This is a genomic window from Cellulomonas sp. Leaf334 (assembly GCF_001424195.1).
Taxonomy (GTDB): Bacteria; Actinomycetota; Actinomycetes; order Actinomycetales; family Cellulomonadaceae; genus Cellulomonas.
This window is the reverse complement of record NZ_LMOO01000001.1, coordinates 440,642-461,334: the sequence shown is the minus strand read 5'-3', so window position 1 is coordinate 461,334 and position 20,693 is coordinate 440,642. Positions and strand designations below refer to the sequence as shown.

Here is a 20,693-nt window from a genome sequence, read left to right as displayed (position 1 = left end):
CACGACCCGACGGCCGACGGAGGCCGGTCGCGGCCGTGCGCGAGGAGCAAGGAGGCACCTCATGCGTTCCGACGGACCGGTGGTCGTCGCGCTCGACGGCTCACCCCACAGCTCGCACACGCTCGAGTGGGGCGTCAGCGAGGCGGTACGACGTCGTGCGGAGGTCCTGCTCGTCCGGGCGATCGACGACTCCTGGCAGGTCACCGCCTGGAGCTGGTACCCGGTCGCGATGGGCAGCGATGCCCAGGCCGAGGTCGAGCAGTACCTCGTCGACCAGCAGGCGCGGGTCGAGATGCGCCATCCCGGCGTCCCCGTGAAGGTCCGCGTGCTGCACGGACAGGTCGTGGCGTGCCTGCGCGTGCTGAGCCAGGAGGCCCAGCTGCTCGTCGTCGGCGCGAGCACGCCCACAGGACGCGCGCGGACGGGATCCACCGGGGTGCACCTGGCGGCGCACGCCCGCTGCCCCGTCGCGGTCGTCCGGGCCGATCCCGACCAGCCCACCCAGGCCGCCGCGCCGGTCGTGGTCGGCGTCGACGGGTCCTCGTCGTCCCTGGCTGCCGCCCACGTCGCCGCGCACGAGGCCTGGATGCGGGGGAGGGCCCTGACCGTCGTGCACGCGCGGCCGACGATCCCTGACCCGTTCGGTCGCGGCAGCGTGCCACCGCTCGCCACGGACGACGAGGACGATGCGACACACACGGCTGCTCGCCGGGTCGCCGAGTCGCTGCGTGCCGAGAACGAGGGGGTGGTCGTCGAGCTCGCGCTGGTCGACGACGACCCGGTCGACGCGCTGACGTGCCTGGCCCGCGGGGCAGCGCTCCTGGTCGTGGGGTCCCGCGGGCTCGGCACCTTCCGCGGCATGCTGCTCGGTTCGGTGAGCGCGGCCGTGGTGCGTGAGGCGACGTGCCCCGTCCTCGTGGTGCACGACGACCGGTGAACGCGCCGGTGGCGGCCTACGCGGCGCCGAGCCGACGCGACAGCTCGGTGAGGTGCCGTCCACCGCCCCTCGCGGGCGGTGCGTCGCCGTCGTGGACCGGCGGGTGCGCGGCGAGCTCGACCTCGACGAGGACCGTGCCCCCGGCCCGTCGTACCCGGAGGTCGGCGACGTCGTCGTGGACGAGGTCCCGCAGCAGCTCCAGCACCGCTCCGGTGACGGGTGAGGCGACGTCGAGCGTCAGCTCGGCCGTCCGGAGCCCTTGCGCCCTCGCGGCGACGATCGCCTCACGGACGAGTCCGGCGCCGGCCCGGGCGGCGCGCAGCCCGTACTCGGTCCGCACGTCGAGGTGGGCGCACAGCCGCTGGTCGTACCGCGTCGCCACCGAGGCGCCACGTGACGTCACCAGCCCTGAGGGGCGATCCGTCGTCGAGATCATGGGCTCCGGCCTCCTGACCGCACTGCGGGGGGATCCAGACGCCAGCCCATCGCACCCCGGTCCGCCGGTCCAGGGTCGAACGTCCCGGGCTGCGGACGGTCGAGCGGTCAGTGCGTCGCTGCGGCCAGCAGCCGACGCAGGCGCCACAGGTGCGGTACAGGGTGTGCGCTCTGCGGACGGGCGGTGCACGCCAGTCGGTGCTCGGCTTCGACGGCGAGCTCGCGCTCCCTGGTGTGGTACTCGATGAGGAAGAGCTCTGGATTCATGTGGGGTCTCCACCATTCAGGGTCCGGACGACGCCGGGGTCTCCGGCTTGTCAGCACTGTGGGCGCTCCTGCGGGAGTCCACCAGGGCCGTTGGTCCCCCTTGCCTGGCACCCAGCCGACCGTCCCCCGGGCGACTGGATCGGAATAGAGTGCGGAGCCCAGGCTCGTCGAGGGGTGTGGTGCGGACATGGTCGAGGATCGGGTCGCCGAGTTCCATCGGTTGCATCGTGCCGGGTGCTTCGTGATGCCGAACCCGTGGGACGTCGGGAGCGCACGGCTCCTGGAGGAACTGGGGTTCACGGCGTTGGCGACGACGAGTGCCGGCCTGGCCTGGTCGCTCGGCCTCCCCGACGCCGTGGTCACCCTCGACCAGACGCTCGAGCATCTCCGTCAGATCACCGAGGCGGTGTCGGTGCCCGTCAACGCCGACTTCACGGACGGCTACGCGGTGGATCCCGCCGGCGTCGCCGCGAACGTCAGGCTGGCTGCGGGGACGGGGATCGCCGGACTCTCGATCGAGGACTCGTCGGGGGACGAGGCCAACCCTCTGCTCGACTTCCAGCTGGCCGTGGAGCGAGTGGCCGCGGCACGACAGGCCATCGACGAGAGCGGTACGGGGGTCGTCCTGACGGGCCGCTCCGAGGGATTCGTCTGCGGCCGTCCCGACATCGACGAGACGATCAGGAGGCTCCGTGCGTACGCGGACGTCGGCGCCGACTGTCTCTACGCTCCGCGGATCGACAACCTCGAGCACGTGTCCGCCATCGTGGCCGCGGTGTCACCGAAGCCCGTGAACCTCCTGATCAACTCTCCGTTCACCACCGTTGCTCAGGCAGCGCAGCTCGGGGTCCGCCGGATCAGCGTGGGGGGCACGCTCGCGCGTACCGCGTGGGACGGCATGCTGTCGGCCGCCAGGGAGATCGCGGAGCGAGGGACGTTCACGCGGTTCGAGCGCCTCCCCGACGTCGAGGCCCTGTTCGGCGACTGACCTGCGGACCGATCCCATCCCCGTCCGCGCCCGACCAGGGCGGCAGGGACCCGGCAGGATCACTCGATGCCGGCAGGCCCGACCCGTGCGCCATCCGGGACCACCGCAGGCTCGCCGAGGTCGCTCAGCGCTGCGGCACCCACGACGACGACGTCCCGGCCGAACGTCCAGTCACCACGGACCCGTAGCGAGGTCGCGTCGACGAGGGACGGGGTGTGCGGGACGCGGGCGTCGAAGGAGCCGATGAGCGCGAAGGCCCCCGGGTCGAGGTCGACGAAGGGCGCGTCGACGCGGGCCGTCAGACGGAAGTCGTCGCCGAGGTCGTAGACGTCCGACCGGAGCACGAGCAGGTCGTTCGTCGTCTTCACCGGCAGGAATCTTGAGCGGTCCACCTCGAGCACCACGGCACCGTCGAACACCTCGATCGCTGCGCCCATGGCCGACTCGATCTGGACGACCTTCGGCGACGTCTTGTCACTCGGGTCCACGGTCTTCTCGTTGCGGATGAGCGGCAGGTCGAGGACCCCGCCCGTGCGGTCGAGCTCCGCCGCGAGCGCCTCGAGGTCGAGCCAGAGGTTGTTCGTGTTGAAGTACCGGTGGGTCTCGATGTCGCCGGCTGCGTCGGCGTCCTCCGGGAGCGTCTGGGCGGACTCGCGCAGGACCAGCCGACCGTCGTCCCGACGGACCACGAGGTGGCCGCCCTTGCGGTCGGCGGACGTGCGGCGCGCGACCTCCGCAGCGAACGGGGCACCTGACGTCGCGAACCAGCCGGCGATGCGCGCGTCGGGCGCCGCCCCGAGGTTGTCCGAGTTCGACACCGTCGCGTACCTGAAGCCGGCATCGAGAAGGGTTTGCAGCACGCCGGACGCCTGTAGCGCGGTGTAGAGATCGCCGTGGCCCGGCGGGCACCACTCGAGGTCGGGGTCCGTCGGCCACTCGACCGGGGTGAGGTCCTCGACGCGCAGCTTGGGCTCGCGGTTCTGGACGAAGTCGAGCGGCAGGCCGTCGACGGGCAGGTCGGGGTAGGCGGCGAGTGCGCGGAGGGTGTCGTCGCGGGTGCGGAAGCTGTTCATGAGGACGAGCGGCAGCCGCGCGCCGGTCTCCGCGCGGGCCGCGAGCACCTGACCGGCGATCACGTCCAGGAACGTCTCGTCCCCGCGGACGCGCAGGAGGGACTTCGCGCGGTCCATCCCCATCGAGGTGCCGAGGCCACCGTTGAGCTTGATGACGGCGGTGACCGCCAGTGCGTCGCGGGCGACCTCCTCGTCGACGTCGAGATCGGCGGCGTGAGGCACGTCGGTCAGCGGGTCGACGTCGGTCTCCGGGATGACGCCGGTCGCTCCGGACTCCAGGAGTCCGTAGAAGCGGGTGAAGACGTCGACGGCGATGGGGTGCACCGCGCCGTCGCTCATCTTGCGCTGGGCCTGGTCGAGTCCGTGGGCGCTCATGGGATCGATGCTAGGTGGCTCGCACGGGACACTGCCGGTCTGGTGACCGCTCTCACGTGGACCCAGTCCGGACAGAACGCCAGGATCGAGCGCATGTTCGCAAGCCTGCCGCGGTGCCTGCACTGTCTCCGTCGACGTCGTCACGCGTGGGCGATGCGGGGGGCGAGGTCGTCGACCCGGCGGGCGATCTCCTCGAAGGCGGCGTCGAACGCCGCGTCGTCGGCGGCCGGGACCGGGTCCGGTACCGACCAGTGCAGGTCTGCTGCGTCGCCCATCTCCTCGTGCGCGTTGTCGCACACCGTCACCACCAGGTCGCCGTCCCGGCGCACGTCGCTGAACAGGCGGGGTTTGACGTCGGGTAGGGGCAGGTCGTGCCGCGCCGCCGCGGCCAGCGCGCCGGGCGCTACCGCTGCCGCAGGGTGCGTGCCGGCCGACGCTGCGGTGATCCGGCTCGTGCGGTGCCACAGCGCGGCGGCTAGATGGGAGCGGGCGGAGTTCGCGGTGCAGACGAACAGCACGCGACGCGGGCGGGGCATGGTCCAGCCCGACGGCACCATCGCGGCGTCCGGAGTCAGGTGCAGGTACGTCCGGCGCCGGTCGCCCTCGGAACGCCGGCGGGAGACCAGGCCGTGCTCGACCAGCACGCCGACGTGGTGCGCCACCAGGTTCGAGGCCATCTCGAGCTCGGCGGAGAGCTCCGAGGGGGAGTGGTCACCCAGCGAGAGCAGCTCGACGACGGCGAGCCGACCGGGGTCGGACAGCACCGCGTGCAGCGCCGCGCGCCGCTCGATCTCCGCCTGCCACTCAGTGTTCATTGAGTCAATATTGACTGAGTGATCGGTACCGGGTCAAGATGCCGCCGTGACCCGACCACCCGAACCCGTTCCCCTGCCCCTACCGCACCGCCTGGCCGCGGAGCTCGTCGGCACCGCCCTGCTCGTGGCTGTCGTCGTCGGTTCCGGGATCATGGCCCAGGCCCTGACCACCGATGTCGGGATCCAGCTCCTGGCGAACTCGTTGGCGACCGTCTTCGGCCTGGCGGTGCTGATCGTGGTGTTCGGCTCCGTCTCCGGGGCGCACTTCAACCCCCTGGTCACGGGTGCGGAGTGGGTGCTGTCGCGGGGGAGCTCGGCGCAGCGCTCACCGCTCGAGGTCGCCGGCTATGTGGTGGCCCAGTGCGCGGGCGGCATCGCTGGGGCGTTGCTCGCGAACGTGATGTTCGACGTCGCACCAGCGATCTCCAGCACCGAGCGCACCGGCGCCGGACTGCTGGTCGGCGAGGTCGTCGCGACAGCCGGGCTCGTGCTGGTGATTTTCGCGCTCGTGCGCAGCGGCCGCGCCGCGATCGTCGGGGTCGCGGTTGCGGCCTGGATCGGGGCGGCCTACTGGTTCACGTCCTCGACCTCGTTCGCCAACCCGGCGGTCACCATCGGCCGGATGTTCTCCGACACCTTCGCCGGCATCGCGCCCGCGTCCGTCCCGCCGTTCCTGCTCGCGCAGGTGATCGGTGCCGCCCTCGGGCTCGGTGCCGTCCTGGCGTTCTACCCGCTGCCGACCGGCCGCGACGCTGCCCTCGTGGAGGCCGCCGAGCAGCTCGATCCCGTCCCCGCACACTGACCGAGGAAGGCACACCCGTGCATCTGGTCGTGGTCGGCGGCAGTGACGCCGGCATCAGCGCCGCCCTGCGCGCCCGCGAGCTCGACGAGACGACCGAGGTCACCGTCGTGGTTGCGGACGCCTACCCCAACTTCTCCATCTGCGGCATCCCGTACTACATCTCCGGCGAGGTCACGCACTGGCGCCACCTGGCCCACCGCACCCGCCAGGACCTCGAAGCCACGGGCATGCAGCTGCGCCTGGACACCCTGGCCACCGTGATCGACACACCCGGCCGACGCCTGCGTGTCCGCGACAGCAGCGGCGAGTCGTGGATCGGTTACGACGCCCTCGTCGTCGGTACGGGAGCGGTGCCGGTGCGGCCACCGATCGTCGGGCTCGACACCGTCGGCCCACTCGATGGTGTCCATCTGCTGCACACCATGGGCGACACCTTCGCCCTCGAAGCCACCCTCGAACGCAGCAACCCGCGCCGCGCCCTGATCGTGGGGGCCGGATACGTCGGGCTGGAGATGGCCGAAGGGTTGGCCGCGCGCGGGATCCACGTCACCCAGGTCGAGCGGCTCCCCGAGGTGCTGCCCACCGTCGACCCCGAGCTGGGCGCTCTCGTGCACGCCGAGCTGAACCGTCATGGAGTCGACGTCCACACCGGCACGACCGTGACCCGGATCGCCAAGGACGACGCCGGGCTCCACGTCGAAGGTCGCGGGCCAGGCGAGGAGCCGATCGCCTGGGACGTCGACCTGGTCCTGGTCGTCGTGGGAGTGCGACCGGACACCGACCTGCTCGTCTCGGCCGGCGCCGCCACAGGGCCGGCGGACGCGGTCGACGTGGGCTCGGACATGCGCACCAGCCTCGACGGCGTATGGGCGGCGGGGGACTGCGTGATCACCCACCACCGCCTCCTCGGCCGCAGCTACCTCCCGCTCGGGACCACGGCGCACAAGCAGGGCCGGGTCGCCGGAGAGAACGCCATCGGTGGGTCCGCCCGCTATGCCGGCAGCGTCGGCACCCAGGTCGTCAAGGTCTTCGACCTGGTCGCCGCGCGTACCGGTCTGCGCGACCGCGACGCCACCGACGCCGGCTACCCGACCGCCACGACGCACTCGAGCCCCGACGACCACAAGCGCTACTACCCGGGCGCGGAACCGATCTCCCTCCGCATCACCGGCGACACCGGCACCGGGCGCCTGCTCGGCGCCCAGCTCGTCGGCGGCCTCACCACCCAGACCGCCAAACGCGTCGACACCCTCGCCACCGCGATCTTCCACGAGATGACCGTCGAGGCCGTCAGCGAGCTCGACCTGTCCTACACCCCGCCGCTCGGCTCACCGTGGGACGCCGTCCAGATGGCCACCCAGGACTGGGTCCGCCACCACCGATCCACCCCCACGGGAGCACCCGTATGACCACGATCCTGTTCGTCTGCGTCCACAACGCCGGTCGGTCGCAGCTCGCCGCCGGCCTCGCAGCAGCCCGTGCCGGCTCCGGCGTCACCGTCATCTCCGCCGGCACCGAGCCCGACGCCGCAGTGAGCGAGAAGGTCCTCGCGTCGTTGGCCGAGATCGGCATCGACCGCAGCAGCGAGGTGCCGCAGCTCCTGACCGAGGAGCTCGCGTCCCGGGCCGACGTCATCGTGGCGCTCAAGCCCGGGCTCGACCTGCCCATCCACCCGCGCGTCGAGGTCTGGCCCCTGCCCGACCCCGCAGCATGGGACGTCGACGGGATCCGCCCGTTGCGCGACCACATCGACGGGCTGGTGACCGAGCTTCTCGACCGCGAGAAGTCGACGAGCTAGGCCATCCGCGGCTGGTCGCACCGCGTCGGGATCCCTCGGGGATCGAGCGGATCGAAGACCCAGAGGGCGACGGTGATGTCGGTCGGCGGCTACAGCTTGTCGCGGAGCGTCGAGATGAACTCATCGGCCATCTCGAGCTTGCGGGCCAGCTCGGTGCGCCGCGCCTCGGCCGCGGTGACGTAGTCGTCGAGGCGGGCATGCAGCCCGGCTACCGCCTCGGCGGGGGCGCCCGCCAGCGCGTCGACGACCTCGAGCAGGTCCGCCATCTCCTCGAGGGTGAAACGCAGGGGCTTCATGCGACGGATCAGGAGCAGGCGCTCGACATCAGGGGCGGTGTAGAGGCGGAAGCCACCCACACTGCGCCCGGTCGGCCGCAGCAGTCCGACCTCGTCGTAGTGCCGCAAGGTGCGCAGTGACAGACCGGTGAGCTCGGCGACCGCCCCGATCTGCAGGGTCCCGCCGGTCGCAGCCGTGCTCACGTCGTCCTCCCGGCTCCTGATCCTGTGGAGCCCGCACCCTACCCTCACGTCAGGGTAGAGTTCGTGCGTCCTGCCGTCCTCGACAGACGGCGAGGCTCCCACATTCTTCGTGCGCAGTGGTGCGCGCTCCTGACCATCTGGCCGCAGACGCCCGTCTGCGGCGCGGGGCGTGCGCGTCCCTGAACCCGAACGGATCGCGATGTCGACCGAGAGACGAGCCTCACCAGCAGTGCCGGAGGCCGACGAGACGAACTCCGTCCGGAGCGCGTTGCGCTCAGGCAGGCGGCTGCGCACCGAGGTGCTGGCCGGCCTGGTCGTCGCACTGGCGCTGATCCCGGAGGCGATCGCGTTCTCGATCATCGCCGGGGTGGACCCGCGGATCGGGCTGTTCGCCTCGTTCACGATGGCGGTCTCGATCGCGTTCCTCGGCGGACGTCCCGCGATGATCTCCGCCGCGACGGGTGCCGTGGCCCTCGTCGTCGCGCCCCTGGCCCGCGAGCACGGCGTGGACTACCTGATCGCTGCCGTCATCGTGGCCGGGTTCCTGCAGGTCGTCCTGGGGGTGCTGGGCATCGCCAAGATCATGCGGTTCATCCCACGGTCGGTGATGGTCGGGTTCGTCAACGCCCTGGCCATCCTGATCTTCCTGTCGCAGGTGCCACACCTCGTCGGGGTGCCCTGGGCGGTCTACCCGCTCGTCGCCGTGGGCATCGCCCTCATGGTCGTCCTGCCCCGGTGGACGACTGTCGTCCCGGCGCCGCTGGTCGCGATCGTGCTCCTGACCGCCGCGACGGTGCTCGCCGCCATCACCGTGCCGACCGTCGGCGACGAGGGCGCGCTGCCCGACAGCCTTCCGCAGCTCGTGCTGCCGAACGTCCCGCTGACGGTGGAGACGCTGCGCATCATCGCGCCGTTCGCCCTCGCAGTGGCCCTGGTCGGCATCCTCGAGTCGCTGCTGACCGCCAAGCTCGTCGACGACGTGACCGACACGCACTCGAACAAGACCCGCGAGGCGTGGGGTCAGGGCGCGGCGAACATCATCACCGGGTTCTTCGGCGGGATGGGCGGCTGCGCCATGATCGGCCAGACGATGATCAACGTGAAGGTCTCCGGAGCGCGCACCCGGATCTCGACGTTCCTGGCAGGAGTTTTCCTGCTCGTGCTCGTGGTCGGGCTCGGCGACGTCGTCGCGATCATCCCGATGGCCGCCCTGGTGGCCGTGATGATCATGGTCTCGGTCGGCACCTTCGACTGGCACTCCGTCCGTCCGAGCACCCTGCGTCGCATGCCCAGGTCCGAGACCACCGTCATGGTCGCCACCGTCGTCGTCACCGTGGCCACCCACAACCTCGCGTACGGGGTCTTCGTCGGCGTGGTCGTCGCGATGGCCCTGTTCGCCCGGCGGGTCGCGCACTTCACCACCGTCACGCGGCAGGACGTCGTCGACACCCACGACCAGCGCGTCTACGCCGTGGAAGGTGAGCTGTTCTTCGCGTCGTCCAACGATCTCGTCTACCAGTTCGACTACGCGGGCGATCCGCAGGACGTCGTCATCGACCTGACCAACGCGCACGTCTGGGACGCCTCCACGGTCGCCACCCTGGACGCCATCACGACCAAGTACGCGGCGAAGGGCAAGAAGGTCACCATCGTCGGGCTCAACCCCGACAGCGCGGAACGGCACGAACGACTGGGCGGCCACCTCGGCGCGGGCCACTGAGGACGCCGGGGCCTCGGCGGAGATCGCCGGTACGCTTGCCGAGGTGAGCCGGGAAGCCTGGTCGGCAACGTCCTCACCGACTCCAGACGAAGGTCGACCCCGTGCCGAGACCTGATCAGACCGCCCGGCTGCTGTCCCGAGGGACGTGGCCCGAGGCGCAACGGATCGCCGAGATCCTGCGCAAGGAGACCGTCGGGGGAGCCCTCCTGCTGGTCGCGGCCGTCGTCGCGCTGGTCTGGGCGAACTCTCCATGGGTCGACGCGTACGAAGCGGTGCAGGAGTTCACGTTCGGCCCTTCGGCCCTGCACCTTGATCTCTCGGTCGAAGCCTGGGCATCGGACGGACTGTTGGCGATCTTCTTCTTCGTCGCGGGTCTCGAGCTGAAGCGGGAGTTCGTCGCGGGCGATCTCCGCGATCCCCGTCGCGGCTCTGTGCCGATCGCCGCCGCCGTCGGTGGTGTGATCGTCCCCGCCGCGATCTACGCGGCGGTGAACGCTCGCGCTGCTGACGGCGCACTCGAGGGCTGGGCGATCCCGACCGCGACGGACATCGCCTTCGCTCTCGCGGTGCTCGCCGTCATCGGGAGGCATCTGCCCACGGCGCTCCGCACGTTCCTGCTGACACTTGCGGTGGTCGACGACCTGCTCGCGATCGTCATCATCGCCGTCTTCTACACCGACGAGCTCGCGGTCACGCCGTTGCTGGGTGCGCTCGTCCCGCTCGCGCTCTTCGCGGTGCTGGTGCAGCGACGGGTCCGGTCGTGGTGGCTGCTCCTTCCGCTCGCCGTCGCCACCTGGACGCTGGTGCACGCCTCGGGCGTGCACGCCACCGTCGCGGGGGTGCTGCTGGCGTTCGTCGTGCCGGTGGTGCGCAGCGACCGGGCCGGGGGACCGGCGGCCGGCCCCGGGCTGGCCGAACACTTCGAGCACCGGTTCCGGCCGCTGTCCTCCGGGGTCGCCGTGCCGGTCTTCGCGCTCATGGCCGCCGGGGTGACCTTGGGCGGTCTCGAGGGGGCGCGGGACGCTGTCAGGGACCCGATCGCGATCGGCATCGTCCTGGGACTGGTCCTGGGCAAGCCGATCGGCATCCTCACAGCGACCTGGTTGGTGGCCCGGTTCACCCGAGCCGACCTGGACGCCGACCTCACCTGGGTCGACGTCCTCGGGCTGGCGATCCTCGCGGGGATCGGCTTCACGGTGTCCTTGCTCATCGGAGACCTGGCGTTCGGTGCCGGCAGCGAGGCGGACGACCACGTCAAGGTCGCGATCCTCGTCGGCTCGCTGACTGCGGCGGTCCTGGCGAGCGTCATCCTCCTGAGTCGCAACCGCACGTACCGACGGATCCGGGCTGCTGAGCTGGCCGACGACGACCATGACGGAGTCCCGGACGTGTACCAGGCTCGCGACACGTCGGAATGACCGCCATGCCGCGTCCTCGCCAGCTGGTCGACCTGGCCGTTCCGGCGCCCTCAGTCCGACGAGATGGACCTGGCACGCTCCTGGCACGAAAACGAGGAAGGCCCCACCGAAGTGGGGCCTGACCTGCGGCAATGCTGGTGGGCGATACTGGGATCGAACCAGTGACCTCTTCCGTGTCAGGGAAGCGCGCTACCGCTGCGCCAATCGCCCATGGCGAACCAGGGGTACTGCTGTGGTGATACGAGGTGGAGATGGGATTCGAACCCACGTATACGGCTTTGCAGGCCGCTGCCTCGCCACTCGGCCACTCCACCGTGAGACCGCAGTCCTCAGCGGCTGCGGTCAGCCGATCAGGAGTGTCTGCCTCCGAGCGGACGACGGGATTCGAACCCGCGACCCTCACCTTGGCAAGGTGATGCTCTACCACTGAGCCACGTCCGCACAGCACGTCCCCCCGGCTTTCACCGGTGTTCCGTGTGCGTCCCGAACTCTAACTGACGATCTCCGCGAGAGTCCAACTGGCTCCGGGCACCCGGGTGATCGCGCGGATCGACGGGGACGTCGCAGGCCAGGGCGTGCTGCTCGGTAGCGTGTGGGCGTGCCCGAGCAGACCGTCAGTCCGCGTGGCGTCGCGTGGTTCGCCGGTGTGGAGGCGACCGGCGTCGTCGAGGTCGTGGACGTCCGGGCACAGCCGGAACGGCTCGCGGAGCCGGGCTGGTGGGCGGTCGTGGGCGACTTCGAGGGCGCCGTGCGGGCGTGGCGGTTCGCTCAGGTCGCCCCTGCGGGGCCGGTGAGCAGCGGCGGGTGGGGCGGTCCGTCGGCGACGTCGTGGACGTCCTCGCTCGACCGTGCCGAGTACGTCGCCGCGGTCGGCCGGGTGCGGGACCACATCCAGGAAGGGGACGTCTACCAGGCCAATCTCTGCCGGGTGCTGAGCGCTCCGCTGCCCGGCGAACCCGATGCGCGGGCGCTCGGCGCGTTGCTGGGGGCGGGCAACCCGGCGCCGTACGCCGGTGGCGTGCAGGTGCCGGGGGAGGTGTGGGTGGTCACGGCCTCGCCGGAGCTCTTCCTGCGCGTCGAGGGCGGTGTCGTCACCAGCGGGCCGATCAAGGGGACGGCCGCCACGCCGGAGGCGATGACGGACAAGGACCGCGCGGAGAACGTCATGATCACCGACCTGGTCCGCAACGACCTGCAGCGGGTCTGCGTGCCCGGCACGGTCGAGGTCACCACGCTCCTGGGTGAGGAACGTCACCCCGGGCTCGTCCACCTGGTGAGCACGGTGCAGGGGGTGCTGACCGACGACGTCGCCACGGCCCCTGACCTGTGGACGCGACTGCTGGACGCGACCTACCCACCCGGCTCCGTCTCGGGTGCTCCGAAGTCGTCGGCGCTCGACATCATCGCGGCGCTGGAGACCTCCCCGCGTGGTCCGTACTGCGGGGCCGTCGGGTGGATCGAGGTGGGTGCCGACGGGGAGGTGCGGGCGGAGCTCGCCGTGGGCATCCGGACCTTCTGGTGGGCCGACGACGTCCTGCGGTTCGGAACCGGTGCGGGGATCACGTGGGGGAGCGACCCCGAGGGGGAGTGGGCGGAGACCGAGCTCAAGGCCGCGCGGCTGGTCGGCCTGGCGTCCGGTGGGGGCGGCGGGACGGTGACAGACTGACCCGATGGGTGTCGTGATCTGGTCGAACGGTCGTCTGCACGGTCCTGAGGACCTCCTCCTGTCGGGTGTCGACCACGGCCTCACCGTCGGCGACGGCGTCTTCGAGACCTGTGCGGTGTACGACGGCACGGCGTTCGCGCTGAGCCGCCACCTGCGTCGACTGAAGCGTTCTGCCGAGGGTCTGGGCCTTGCCGCTCCCGACGAGGGGGCGATCCGGGAGGGTGTCGCTGCGGTGCTCGCGGACGCGGGGCCCGAGGTCGGCCGCCTGCGTATCACGCTGACGGGTGGTCCCGGGCCGCTCGGCTCGAACCGGTTCGCCGCCGAGGAGCAGCGCCAGAGCGTCCTCGTGCTCGCCGGACCCGGCGCGCGGTCGGAGGTCTCCCGCGTGGTCCGCGTGCCGTGGGTGCGCAACGAGCGGTCGTCGGTGGCCGGCCTGAAGACGACGTCCTACGCCGAGAACGTCGTCGCGGTCGCGGAGGCGTACCGGCGCGGTGCCGACGAGGCCGTGCTGGCCAACACGGTCGGGGAGCTGTGCGAGGGCACCGCGTCGAACGTCTTCGTCGAGCGTGACGGCGAGCTGGTGACCCCGCCGCTGTCGAGCGGCTGCCTGGCCGGCATCACGCGCGAGCTGCTCCTGGAGTGGTCCGCGGCTGCGGGCCTCCCTGTCCGCGTGGCGGCAGCCGGTGAGCTCCGGTACGAGGTGCTCGACGACGTGGCCGACGGGTCGGCGCACCTGATGATGAGCGGCTCCATCCGCAACGTGTCGCCGGTCGTCAGCCTCGACGGCGTCGACATCGACGCGGGACCGGTCTCGCTCGAGGCGCAGAGGCTCTTCCAGGAGCGGCTCTCCGACGATCTCGACCCGTGACGCCCAACGACGACGACCGGCCCCGCCGAGGCGGAACCGGTCGCAGCAAGAAAGGTGTCAGGCGGTCAGGAGAGCGGCGATGAGCGCCGTGATCTCGCCTTCCATCCGGTCGCTCTCCGTGCCCAGAGGCACGAGGGCCTCGGTCCCGGCGAGGAAACGCTCGATCGGCTCGGTGGGAGCGGCCAGCAGCGCGCTGCCCTCGACTCCGCTGAGCGACACGAGCGTGTAGTCGGGGTCTTCGTCGCGCCACACCTGCACGTCACCGGTCCCGGCGGGAGCATCAGCCGTCGCATGCATCCCCAAGGAGAGGAGCTCGCGGCCGATGAGCCAGGTGGACATGGTGTGCGGGCCCGTGAAGACCGCGCGCACCGTGTACGGATCGGAAGTTCTGAAGGAGAACTCGGCGCTCACCGGGATGACGCTGGCGTCGGACCCGATGAGCTGCATGGCGACGACCTCGACGACGTCGTAAGTCGAGCTCGGCATCGGGTCCTCCTGTTCGCAAGGGCTGGAGGTCCCATCATGGCAGGCCAGGTGCCCGATTGGACCGGTAGTGGGCCCGAGTTCACCCGGAGGGACGCGCCCCGATGTTCCGGCGACACGCGACTGCACCCGTCCTGGCGACCACAGGTCCCTTGACTTCGGCGCGATGACCTGCAGGGAACCCCGGTGAGCCCGGTTCGGATTCTCGACCCGACCCGGGTAGCATCCTCTTCGATGTCACCCGCGGGTGGTCGTCATTCACGGCACCAGGCGTGTCGTGGATGGGCGAGTCCGCGCATGACGGGCGATTGGCTCAGTTGGTAGAGCGCCTCGTTCACACCGAGGAGGTCATCGGTTCGAGTCCGGTATCGCCCACTGGATCAGGAGGGGTCGGCCCCACGGGCCGGCCCCTCCTGCCGTTCTTATGAGGTCCGGTAGGTGGCAGGCCCGCCGGTAGCATCGAGTGGCTCGCCGCCAGGGCGAGCGGCCACGAAGGAGGCTGGACCGGTGCCCGAGCTCATCACCCTCACCGTCGACGGGATCGCGACCACGGTGGAGCCCGGGACGACGGGTACCGACCTGTACTCCTCCCGGCGCGACGTCGTCGTGGCCCGCGTGGACGGCGAGCTGCGCGACCTGCACCTGCCGCTGGCCGACGGCACCGTCGTCGAGGCGGTGACCATCGACGAGCCCGACGGCCTGGCGGTGCTGCGGCACTCCGCTGCGCACGTGCTGGCCCAGGCCGTGCAGGAGGTCAACCCGAAGGCGCGCCTCGGCATCGGCCCGCCCATCACCGACGGCTTCTACTACGACTTCGACGTCGACACCCCGTTCACCCCGGACGACCTCAAGGCGATCGAGAAGGTCATGGGCCGGATCGTGAAGGAGGGCCAGACCTTCCGTCGCTGGGACGTGACCGAGGAGCAGGCCCGCGCCGAGCTGCGCGACGAGCCCTACAAGCTGGAGCTCATCGGCCTCAAGGGCGACCCGCAGGCCGCCGACGGGGCGTCGGTCGAGGTCGGCCTGGGCGGACTGAGCATCTACCAGAACGTGCGTGGTGCGGGGCGGGAGAGCGAGCAGGTCGTCTGGCAGGACCTCTGCCGCGGTCCGCACGTCCCGAGCACCCGCGTGCTGGGCAACGGCTTCCAGCTGACCCGCTCCGCCGCGGCCTACTGGCGTGGGTCTGAGAAGAACCCGCAGCTGCAGCGGGTCTACGGCACCGCCTGGCCCACCAAGGACGAGCTGCGCGCGTACCTCGAGCGCATCGCCGAGGCGGAGCGTCGCGACCACCGCCGGCTCGGCACCGAGCTGGACCTGTTCTCCTTCCCGGACGAGATCGGGTCCGGCCTGGCGGTGTTCCACCCGAAGGGCGGCGTCGTCCGCATGGAGATGGAGCACTACAGCCGGCTGCGGCACATCCAGGGCGGGTACGAGTTCGTCAACACCCCGCACATCACCAAGAGCAAGCTGTACGAGATCTCGGGGCACCTCGACTGGTACGCCGACGGCATGTACCCCCCGATGACCCTCGACGAGGAGCGCGACGACGAGGGGCACGTCCGCAAGGCGGGCCAGCAGTACTACCTCAAGCCCATGAACTGCCCGATGCACAACCTGATCTTCGCGGCGCGCGGCCGCTCCTACCGCGAGCTGCCGCTGCGGCTGTTCGAGTTCGGCACCGTCTACCGGTGCGAGAAGTCCGGCGTCGTGCACGGGATGACCCGCGCACGCGGCTTCACCCAGGACGACGCCCACATCTACTGCACCCGCGAGCAGATGGCGGACGAGCTCACCACGACGCTGAAGTTCGTCCTGGACCTGCTCAAGGACTACGGCCTCGACGACTACTACCTGGAGCTCTCGACCAAGAACCCGGAGAAGTTCGTGGGTTCCGACGAGGTCTGGGACGAGGCCACGGAGACCCTGCGCGCGGTCGCGGAGGCCTCCGGGCTCGACCTGGTGCCCGACCCGGGCGGTGCGGCGTTCTACGGACCGAAGATCTCGGTGCAGGTCAAAGACGCGCTCGGGCGCACCTGGCAGATGTCCACCATCCAGCTCGACTTCAACCTGCCCGAGCGGTTCGAGCTCGAGTACACCGCCTCCGACGGCAGCCGCCAGCGGCCCGTGATGATCCACCGTGCGCTGTTCGGCTCGGTGGAGCGGTTCTTCGCCGTGCTGACCGAGCACTACGGCGGCGCGTTCCCGGCCTGGCTCGCGCCGGTCCAGGTGCTGGCCGTGCCCGTGGCCGAGCCGTTCGAGCCGTACCTCGACGAGGTCGTCCAGCAGCTGCGGGCGCAGGGGATCCGGGCCGAGGTGGACCGTTCCGACGACCGGTTCGGCAAGAAGATCCGTAACGCGAGCACGCAGAAGATCCCGTTCGTGCTCATCGCCGGCGGCGAGGACGCGGACGCGGGAGCCGTCTCGTTCCGGTACCGCGACGGGCGCCAGGAGAACGGCGTCCCGGTGGCGGAGGCGGTCGAGCGGATCGTCTCGGCGGTGCGCGACCGCGTGCAGGTCTGATGGCGACCGAGTCCGCCGACGACTTCGCGGGCGTGCCGGACGGGTTCGAACGGCTCTGGACCCCGCACCGGATGGCGTACCTGGGCGGGCAGGACAAGCCTGTCGACGGTGCCGCCGGCGACGGCTGCCCGTTCTGCCGTATCCCGACGCTGAGCGACGAGGACGGTCTCGTCGTCGCGCGCGGTGCCGTGGCCTACGTGGTGCTGAACCTGTATCCGTACAACTCGGGGCACCTGCTCGTGTGCCCGTACCGGCACGTCGCCGACTACACGGAGCTGACGGAGCCGGAGGTCGCCGAGGTGGCGTCGTTGACGCGGGCGGCGATGCGGGTGGTCCGCGAGGTCTCCGCGCCGCAGGGGTTCAACCTGGGGATGAACCAGGGCGAGGTCGCCGGTGCGGGGATCGCCGCGCACCTGCACCAGCACGTGGTGCCCCGGTGGGGCGGCGACTCGAACTTCCTGCCGATCGTGGCCCGCAGCCGCGCGCTGCCCGAGCTGTTGAGCGACACGCGGGCGCGGCTCGCGGCTGCCTGGCCGACCGCACCGAAGGGATGATCGGCACGTGCTGAACGGACTGCGCGGTGCGATGACGCGCTTCTTCACCCCCGTCGCCAAGGCGTTGCTTCGCCTGGGCGTCTCCCCGGACGCGGTGACCATCGGCGGGACGCTCGTGGTGGTCGTCACGGCGCTCTGGGCGTTCCCCACCGGGCACCTGCTGCTCGGCACGCTCGTCATCGCCGTGTTCGTGCTCACCGACTCGCTCGACGGCGTGATGGCCCGGCAGGCCGGACGTTCCGGGCCGTGGGGGGCGTTCCTCGACTCGACGCTGGACCGGTTCGGTGACGGCGCCATCTTCGCCGGCCTCGTGCTCTGGTTCACCGCGGGTGGCGACGACCGGCTCTCCGCCTGCCTCGCACTCGCCTGCCTCGTCCTCGGCTCGATCGTGCCGTACGCGCGTGCTCGCGCCGAAGGGTTGGGCATGACCGCGTCGGGCGGCATCGCCGAGCGCGCGGACCGTCTCGCGCTCGTGCTCGTCGCCACGTTCGCGGTGGGCGTCGGCGCGCCGACCGTCGTCCTCACCGTCGTGCTCGGCCTGCTCGCCCTGGCGTCGGCCGTGACGATCGTGCAGCGGATGAACAAGGTGTACCGCCAGGCGGCGCAGGTGACGGGGTGAAGGTGGACGTCGCCCGCGCCTACGCGACCGCGTGGAAGGTCGCCGGCAAGCTGCCCGGACCCGTGCTGCGGGCGCTGTGCGACGCCGCCGCGGACGTCGCGTGGCTGCGTCGCGGCGCTGGGGTGAAGCAGCTGGAGAGGAACCTCGCGCGCGTCCGTCCCGAGCTCGACGCCCGTGGCCTGCGCCGGCTGGGTCGCCTGGGCATGCGGTCGTACATGCGGTACTTCGGCGAGGCGTTCGCGCTGGCGAGCATGTCGCAGGACCGTGTCGACGCGCGCGTGCGCGTGGTCGGTGTCGAGAACGTCCGGAAGTACACGGAGAACGACCAGGCCATCGTCCTCGCACTCGGGCACACGGGGAACTGGGACCTCGCCGGTGCGTGGTGCACCCGGGAGATCGCCCCGGTCACGACGGTCGCGGAACGCCTCGAGCCGGAGGCGCTGTTCCAGGAGTTCGTCGCGTTCCGGGAGAGCATCGGGATCACGATCTTCGCGCTCACCGGCGGTGGTGACGTCTTCCGTGGGCTGGTGCGGGCGGCCCGCCACGGTGCGGCGATCCTGCCGCTGCTCGCCGACCGCGACCTGACGTCCAAGGGCCTCGAGGTGGACCTGTTCGGGCACCGCGCGCGGGTCGCGGCCGGTCCGGCTGCGCTGGCGATCACGACCGGTGCGCCGCTGGTGACCACCGTCATCTACTACGAGCGGCTGCGGGGCGCCCGACGTCGGGCGGCGGGCTCGCCGTGGGGCATCGTCATCCAGTTCAACAAGGCGATCGAGATGCCGGCGGACGTGCCGCGCGCCGACCGGGTGCGCGCGATGACCCAGGCCTGGGTCGACGAGTTCGCCGCAGGCGTCCGGCAGCGCCCGCAGGACTGGCACATGCTGCAGAAGGTGTTCGTCGAGGATCTCGACCCCGAGCGCTACGCCGCGACGCTCGCGGCCCAGGGGAGCGTCGGATGAGCCCGCGCCGCGCCGAGCGCACCCTGCGGGTCGGCGTCGTCTGCCCGTACTCCTACGACGTGCCCGGCGGCGTCCAGTTCCACGTCCGTGACCTCGCGGAGGCCCTGATCGCGCGGGGACACACCGTCTCGGTCCTGGCGCCGGCGGACGACGACACCCCGATCCCCGAGTACATGACCGCGGCAGGGCGCGCGATCCCCGTGCGCTACAACGGCGCGGTCGCCCGCATGACGTTCGGCCCGGTGACGGCTGCGCGCGTGCGCAAGTGGCTCGCGTCGGGGGAGTTCGACGTCCTGCACCTGCACGAGCCGGTCACCCCGAGTCTCGGCATGCTGGCGCTGTGGATCGCCGACGGGCCCATCGTGGCGACGTTCCACACTGCCCTCATCCGGTCCCGCCCGCTCCAGATGGCCTACCCGCTGGTGCGGCAGTCGCTGGAGAAGATCTCCGCACGGATCGCCGTCTCGGAGGACGCCCGCCGCACCCTCGTCGAACACATGGGTGGCGACGCGGTCGTCATCCCCAACGGGGTCTACGTCGACCAGTTCACCGCCGCGACGTCGGACCCCCGCTGGACGGGGACGCCCGAGCGCCCGACCATCGCGTTCCTCGGCCGGCTGGACGAGGAGCGCAAAGGGCTGCCGGTCCTGCTGGGCGCCGTGCCGCAGGTGCTGGCCGAGATCCCCGGTGCGCGGTTCCTGGTCGCGGGCAGAGGCGAGACCGGGCCGGACGAGGTCCGTGAGCTGCTGGGCGACGAAGCGGCGGCGGCCGTGGAGTTCCTCGGCGGGATCTCCGACGAGGACAAGGCCAACCTGCTGGCGTCGGTCGACGTGTACTGCGGTCCGCAGACCGGTGGCGAGAGCTTCGGCATCGTGCTCGTCGAGGCGATGAGCGCCGGCGCGACCGTCGTCGCGAGCGACCTCGGCGCGTTCTCCCGCGTGCTCGACGACGGCGCGGCAGGCGTGCTGTTCCGGACCGGGGACAGTGCGGACCTGGCCGCGACGCTCCTGCGCGTCCTGGGTGACGCGGACCTGCGGGAGTCGGTGTCCGCGCACGCGCTCGAGGTGGTGCGCCAGTACGACTGGGCGACGGTGACCGACCAGGTGCTCGCCGTGTACGAGATGGTCGTCGCCGGCCGGGACTCACCGGTCGGCGAGGACCCGTCGTCGGTCCGCGGCGCTCGGCTGCTCGAGCTGCGTCGGGGTCGGGGTGAGTCCCGATGAGGTGGTCGGAGATCACCGTCTACGTCACGATCGTGCTCGCGCTCGCCCTGTGGTGGGTGTGGGTGGCGGCGTCGCGGCTCGACCGGTTGCACCGCAAGGTCGGTACCTCCCGCGCGGTCCTGGATGCCCAGCTGGTGCGCCGCGCCACGGTGGCCGCGGAGCTGGCGACCTCCGGGCTGCTCGACCCCGTGAGCTCGGTGCTCGTCGGCGAGGCGGCGTGGGCAGCGCTGTCCACCGGGGCGAGCGAGCTGCCCGTCGACCTGCTGGCGCTCGTCAGCCCCGACGACCTCCCGGTCGGCGGGGCGGAGCTGCTGGCGGTGGACCGCGGCGGGATCGAGAGCGAGCTCTCCGCGACGCTGCGCGAGGCGCTGGACGACCCCGACGAGGTCGCGGCACTGCGTGCGGACCCCGCGGGTGACGAGCTCGTGGACCTGCTCGCGTCGTCCTGGTACCGCGTGCAGCTGGCCCGTCGGTTCCACAACGAGGCCGTCGCCCAGACGTCGCGCGCCCGACGCGGCCCCCTGGTGCGCCTGCTGCGCCTCGCGGGTCACGCCCCCGAGCCGCGCAGCCTGGAGCTGGACGACGCGTGGCCGGAGAACCTTGGTCGACCCGGCGCCCGCCGCGGCCCGGTGGAGAGCGCTCCGCCCACCTGAGACGGGGCCCGGGACCCCCGGCGCGACGGACTACGATTGAC

21 protein-coding genes and 4 tRNA genes are annotated in these 20,693 nt (G+C 71.4%); 16 read left to right on the top strand and 9 right to left on the bottom strand.

Annotated elements, in window-relative coordinates:
- Positions 1-61 precede the first annotated feature (61 nt).
- The gene (locus ASF78_RS02220) at positions 62-937 is read left to right on the top strand and encodes a universal stress protein (RefSeq protein WP_056584398.1); all 876 of its coding nucleotides are present in this window, start codon (positions 62-64) and stop codon (positions 935-937) included.
- Positions 938-953: 16 nt separating this feature from the next.
- On the opposite strand, the gene ASF78_RS02215 is transcribed toward ASF78_RS02220, so the two are convergent.
- Together ASF78_RS02215 and ASF78_RS22225 are read right to left on the bottom strand one after the other, a co-directional pair.
- Complete coding sequence (locus ASF78_RS02215; RefSeq protein ID WP_156374001.1) at positions 954-1,373, bottom strand: hypothetical protein; 420 nt, start codon at positions 1,371-1,373, stop codon at positions 954-956.
- Between the two features lie 107 nt (positions 1,374-1,480).
- Positions 1,481-1,639, bottom strand: a complete 159-nt coding sequence (locus ASF78_RS22225; RefSeq protein ID WP_156374000.1) for a hypothetical protein — start codon at positions 1,637-1,639, stop codon at positions 1,481-1,483.
- A 187-nt stretch (positions 1,640-1,826) separates the two neighbouring features.
- Between ASF78_RS22225 and ASF78_RS02210 the strand changes: the two genes are divergently transcribed.
- Positions 1,827-2,627, top strand: coding sequence for an oxaloacetate decarboxylase (locus tag ASF78_RS02210; protein WP_056584392.1), 801 nt, complete (start codon positions 1,827-1,829; stop codon positions 2,625-2,627).
- A gap of 59 nt (positions 2,628-2,686) precedes the next feature.
- Here ASF78_RS02210 and ASF78_RS02205 read toward each other — a convergent pair whose 3' ends face one another.
- On the bottom strand, positions 2,687-4,075 hold the full coding sequence (locus ASF78_RS02205) for a UTP--glucose-1-phosphate uridylyltransferase (protein ID WP_056584389.1): 1,389 nt from the start codon (positions 4,073-4,075) through the stop codon (positions 2,687-2,689).
- 140 nt (positions 4,076-4,215) lie between these two features.
- Entirely contained in the window at positions 4,216-4,890 is a 675-nt protein-coding gene (locus tag ASF78_RS02200; protein ID WP_056584387.1) for an ArsR family transcriptional regulator, read from the bottom strand.
- A gap of 46 nt (positions 4,891-4,936) precedes the next feature.
- Here ASF78_RS02200 and ASF78_RS02195 point away from each other — a divergent pair, with 46 nt between their 5' ends.
- The 3 genes from ASF78_RS02195 to ASF78_RS02185 are packed head-to-tail and all read left to right on the top strand — an operon-like array spanning position 4,937 to position 7,490.
- Complete coding sequence (locus tag ASF78_RS02195; RefSeq protein WP_056584383.1) at positions 4,937-5,692, top strand: aquaporin; 756 nt, start codon at positions 4,937-4,939, stop codon at positions 5,690-5,692.
- A 17-nt stretch (positions 5,693-5,709) separates the two neighbouring features.
- Complete coding sequence (locus ASF78_RS02190) at positions 5,710-7,101, top strand: FAD-dependent oxidoreductase (protein WP_056584380.1); 1,392 nt, start codon at positions 5,710-5,712, stop codon at positions 7,099-7,101.
- Positions 7,098-7,490, top strand: coding sequence for a low molecular weight phosphatase family protein (locus tag ASF78_RS02185; RefSeq protein ID WP_056584377.1), 393 nt, complete (start codon positions 7,098-7,100; stop codon positions 7,488-7,490). Before ASF78_RS02190 ends, ASF78_RS02185 begins: the two co-directional genes overlap by 4 nt.
- An 89-nt stretch (positions 7,491-7,579) precedes the next feature.
- Here ASF78_RS02185 and ASF78_RS02180 read toward each other — a convergent pair whose 3' ends face one another.
- The gene (locus tag ASF78_RS02180) at positions 7,580-7,969 is read right to left on the bottom strand and encodes a MerR family transcriptional regulator (RefSeq protein WP_056584373.1); all 390 of its coding nucleotides are present in this window, start codon (positions 7,967-7,969) and stop codon (positions 7,580-7,582) included.
- A 199-nt stretch (positions 7,970-8,168) separates the two neighbouring features.
- On the opposite strand from ASF78_RS02180, the gene ASF78_RS02175 reads away from it, so the two are divergent.
- Positions 8,169-9,689 carry a SulP family inorganic anion transporter gene (locus tag ASF78_RS02175; RefSeq protein ID WP_056584370.1) on the top strand — a complete coding sequence of 507 codons (1,521 nt, stop codon included), beginning with the start codon at positions 8,169-8,171 and terminating at the stop codon, positions 9,687-9,689.
- A gap of 101 nt (positions 9,690-9,790) precedes the next feature.
- Positions 9,791-11,107, top strand: coding sequence for a Na+/H+ antiporter NhaA (nhaA, locus tag ASF78_RS02170; protein ID WP_056584367.1), 1,317 nt, complete (start codon positions 9,791-9,793; stop codon positions 11,105-11,107).
- 135 nt (positions 11,108-11,242) lie between these two features.
- On the opposite strand, the gene ASF78_RS02165 is transcribed toward nhaA, so the two are convergent.
- The 3 genes from ASF78_RS02165 to ASF78_RS02155 form a co-directional block, all read right to left on the bottom strand.
- Positions 11,243-11,317 (bottom strand) — tRNA-Val (locus tag ASF78_RS02165).
- Positions 11,318-11,350: 33 nt separating this feature from the next.
- Positions 11,351-11,421 (bottom strand) — tRNA-Cys (locus ASF78_RS02160).
- Positions 11,422-11,476: 55 nt separating this feature from the next.
- Positions 11,477-11,548, bottom strand: a tRNA-Gly gene (locus ASF78_RS02155).
- Between the two features lie 157 nt (positions 11,549-11,705).
- On the opposite strand from ASF78_RS02155, the gene ASF78_RS02150 reads away from it, so the two are divergent.
- Both ASF78_RS02150 and ASF78_RS02145 read left to right on the top strand, forming a co-directional pair.
- On the top strand, positions 11,706-12,773 hold the full coding sequence (locus ASF78_RS02150; RefSeq protein WP_056587959.1) for a chorismate-binding protein: 1,068 nt from the start codon (positions 11,706-11,708) through the stop codon (positions 12,771-12,773).
- Between the two features lie 4 nt (positions 12,774-12,777).
- The gene (locus tag ASF78_RS02145; protein ID WP_056584364.1) at positions 12,778-13,641 is read left to right on the top strand and encodes an aminotransferase class IV; all 864 of its coding nucleotides are present in this window, start codon (positions 12,778-12,780) and stop codon (positions 13,639-13,641) included.
- Between the two features lie 57 nt (positions 13,642-13,698).
- Here ASF78_RS02145 and ASF78_RS02140 read toward each other — a convergent pair whose 3' ends face one another.
- Entirely contained in the window at positions 13,699-14,127 is a 429-nt protein-coding gene (locus ASF78_RS02140) for an SsgA family sporulation/cell division regulator (RefSeq protein WP_056095121.1), read from the bottom strand.
- A 299-nt stretch (positions 14,128-14,426) separates the two neighbouring features.
- On the opposite strand from ASF78_RS02140, the gene ASF78_RS02135 reads away from it, so the two are divergent.
- From ASF78_RS02135 to ASF78_RS02105, 7 genes are all read left to right on the top strand, one after another.
- Positions 14,427-14,499: transfer RNA gene (locus tag ASF78_RS02135), tRNA-Val, on the top strand.
- Positions 14,500-14,631: 132 nt separating this feature from the next.
- Positions 14,632-16,644, top strand: coding sequence for a threonine--tRNA ligase (gene thrS, locus ASF78_RS02130; RefSeq protein WP_056584361.1), 2,013 nt, complete (start codon positions 14,632-14,634; stop codon positions 16,642-16,644).
- Positions 16,644-17,198 carry an HIT domain-containing protein gene (locus ASF78_RS02125; RefSeq protein WP_056584357.1) on the top strand — a complete coding sequence of 185 codons (555 nt, stop codon included), beginning with the start codon at positions 16,644-16,646 and terminating at the stop codon, positions 17,196-17,198. Before thrS ends, ASF78_RS02125 begins: the two co-directional genes overlap by 1 nt.
- Before the next feature lie 7 nt (positions 17,199-17,205).
- Positions 17,206-17,817, top strand: a complete 612-nt coding sequence (gene pgsA, locus ASF78_RS02120) for a phosphatidylinositol phosphate synthase (protein WP_056584354.1) — start codon at positions 17,206-17,208, stop codon at positions 17,815-17,817.
- Entirely contained in the window at positions 17,814-18,776 is a 963-nt protein-coding gene (locus tag ASF78_RS02115; protein WP_056584352.1) for a phosphatidylinositol mannoside acyltransferase, read from the top strand. Before pgsA ends, ASF78_RS02115 begins: the two co-directional genes overlap by 4 nt.
- On the top strand, positions 18,773-19,999 hold the full coding sequence (locus tag ASF78_RS02110) for a glycosyltransferase family 4 protein (protein ID WP_056584350.1): 1,227 nt from the start codon (positions 18,773-18,775) through the stop codon (positions 19,997-19,999). The genes ASF78_RS02115 and ASF78_RS02110 overlap by 4 nt, the downstream gene beginning before the upstream one ends.
- The gene (locus ASF78_RS02105) at positions 19,996-20,652 is read left to right on the top strand and encodes a hypothetical protein (RefSeq protein ID WP_056584347.1); all 657 of its coding nucleotides are present in this window, start codon (positions 19,996-19,998) and stop codon (positions 20,650-20,652) included. Before ASF78_RS02110 ends, ASF78_RS02105 begins: the two co-directional genes overlap by 4 nt.
- Positions 20,653-20,693: the final 41 nt, after the last annotated feature.

Coding starts and splice junctions, on each gene's coding strand:
- ASF78_RS02220 (WP_056584398.1), top strand. CDS start 62: ATGCGTTCCGACGGACCGGTGGTCGTCGCGCTCGACGGCTCACCCCAC.
- ASF78_RS02215 (WP_156374001.1), bottom strand. CDS start 1,373: ATGATCTCGACGACGGATCGCCCCTCAGGGCTGGTGACGTCACGTGGC.
- ASF78_RS22225 (WP_156374000.1), bottom strand. CDS start 1,639: ATGAATCCAGAGCTCTTCCTCATCGAGTACCACACCAGGGAGCGCGAG.
- ASF78_RS02210 (WP_056584392.1), top strand. CDS start 1,827: ATGGTCGAGGATCGGGTCGCCGAGTTCCATCGGTTGCATCGTGCCGGG.
- ASF78_RS02205 (WP_056584389.1), bottom strand. CDS start 4,075: ATGAGCGCCCACGGACTCGACCAGGCCCAGCGCAAGATGAGCGACGGC.
- ASF78_RS02200 (WP_056584387.1), bottom strand. CDS start 4,890: ATGAACACTGAGTGGCAGGCGGAGATCGAGCGGCGCGCGGCGCTGCAC.
- ASF78_RS02185 (WP_056584377.1), top strand. CDS start 7,098: ATGACCACGATCCTGTTCGTCTGCGTCCACAACGCCGGTCGGTCGCAG.
- ASF78_RS02175 (WP_056584370.1), top strand. CDS start 8,169: ATGTCGACCGAGAGACGAGCCTCACCAGCAGTGCCGGAGGCCGACGAG.
- ASF78_RS02145 (WP_056584364.1), top strand. CDS start 12,778: ATGGGTGTCGTGATCTGGTCGAACGGTCGTCTGCACGGTCCTGAGGAC.
- ASF78_RS02140 (WP_056095121.1), bottom strand. CDS start 14,127: ATGCCGAGCTCGACTTACGACGTCGTCGAGGTCGTCGCCATGCAGCTC.
- ASF78_RS02125 (WP_056584357.1), top strand. CDS start 16,644: ATGGCGACCGAGTCCGCCGACGACTTCGCGGGCGTGCCGGACGGGTTC.
- ASF78_RS02110 (WP_056584350.1), top strand. CDS start 18,773: ATGAGCCCGCGCCGCGCCGAGCGCACCCTGCGGGTCGGCGTCGTCTGC.
- ASF78_RS02105 (WP_056584347.1), top strand. CDS start 19,996: ATGAGGTGGTCGGAGATCACCGTCTACGTCACGATCGTGCTCGCGCTC.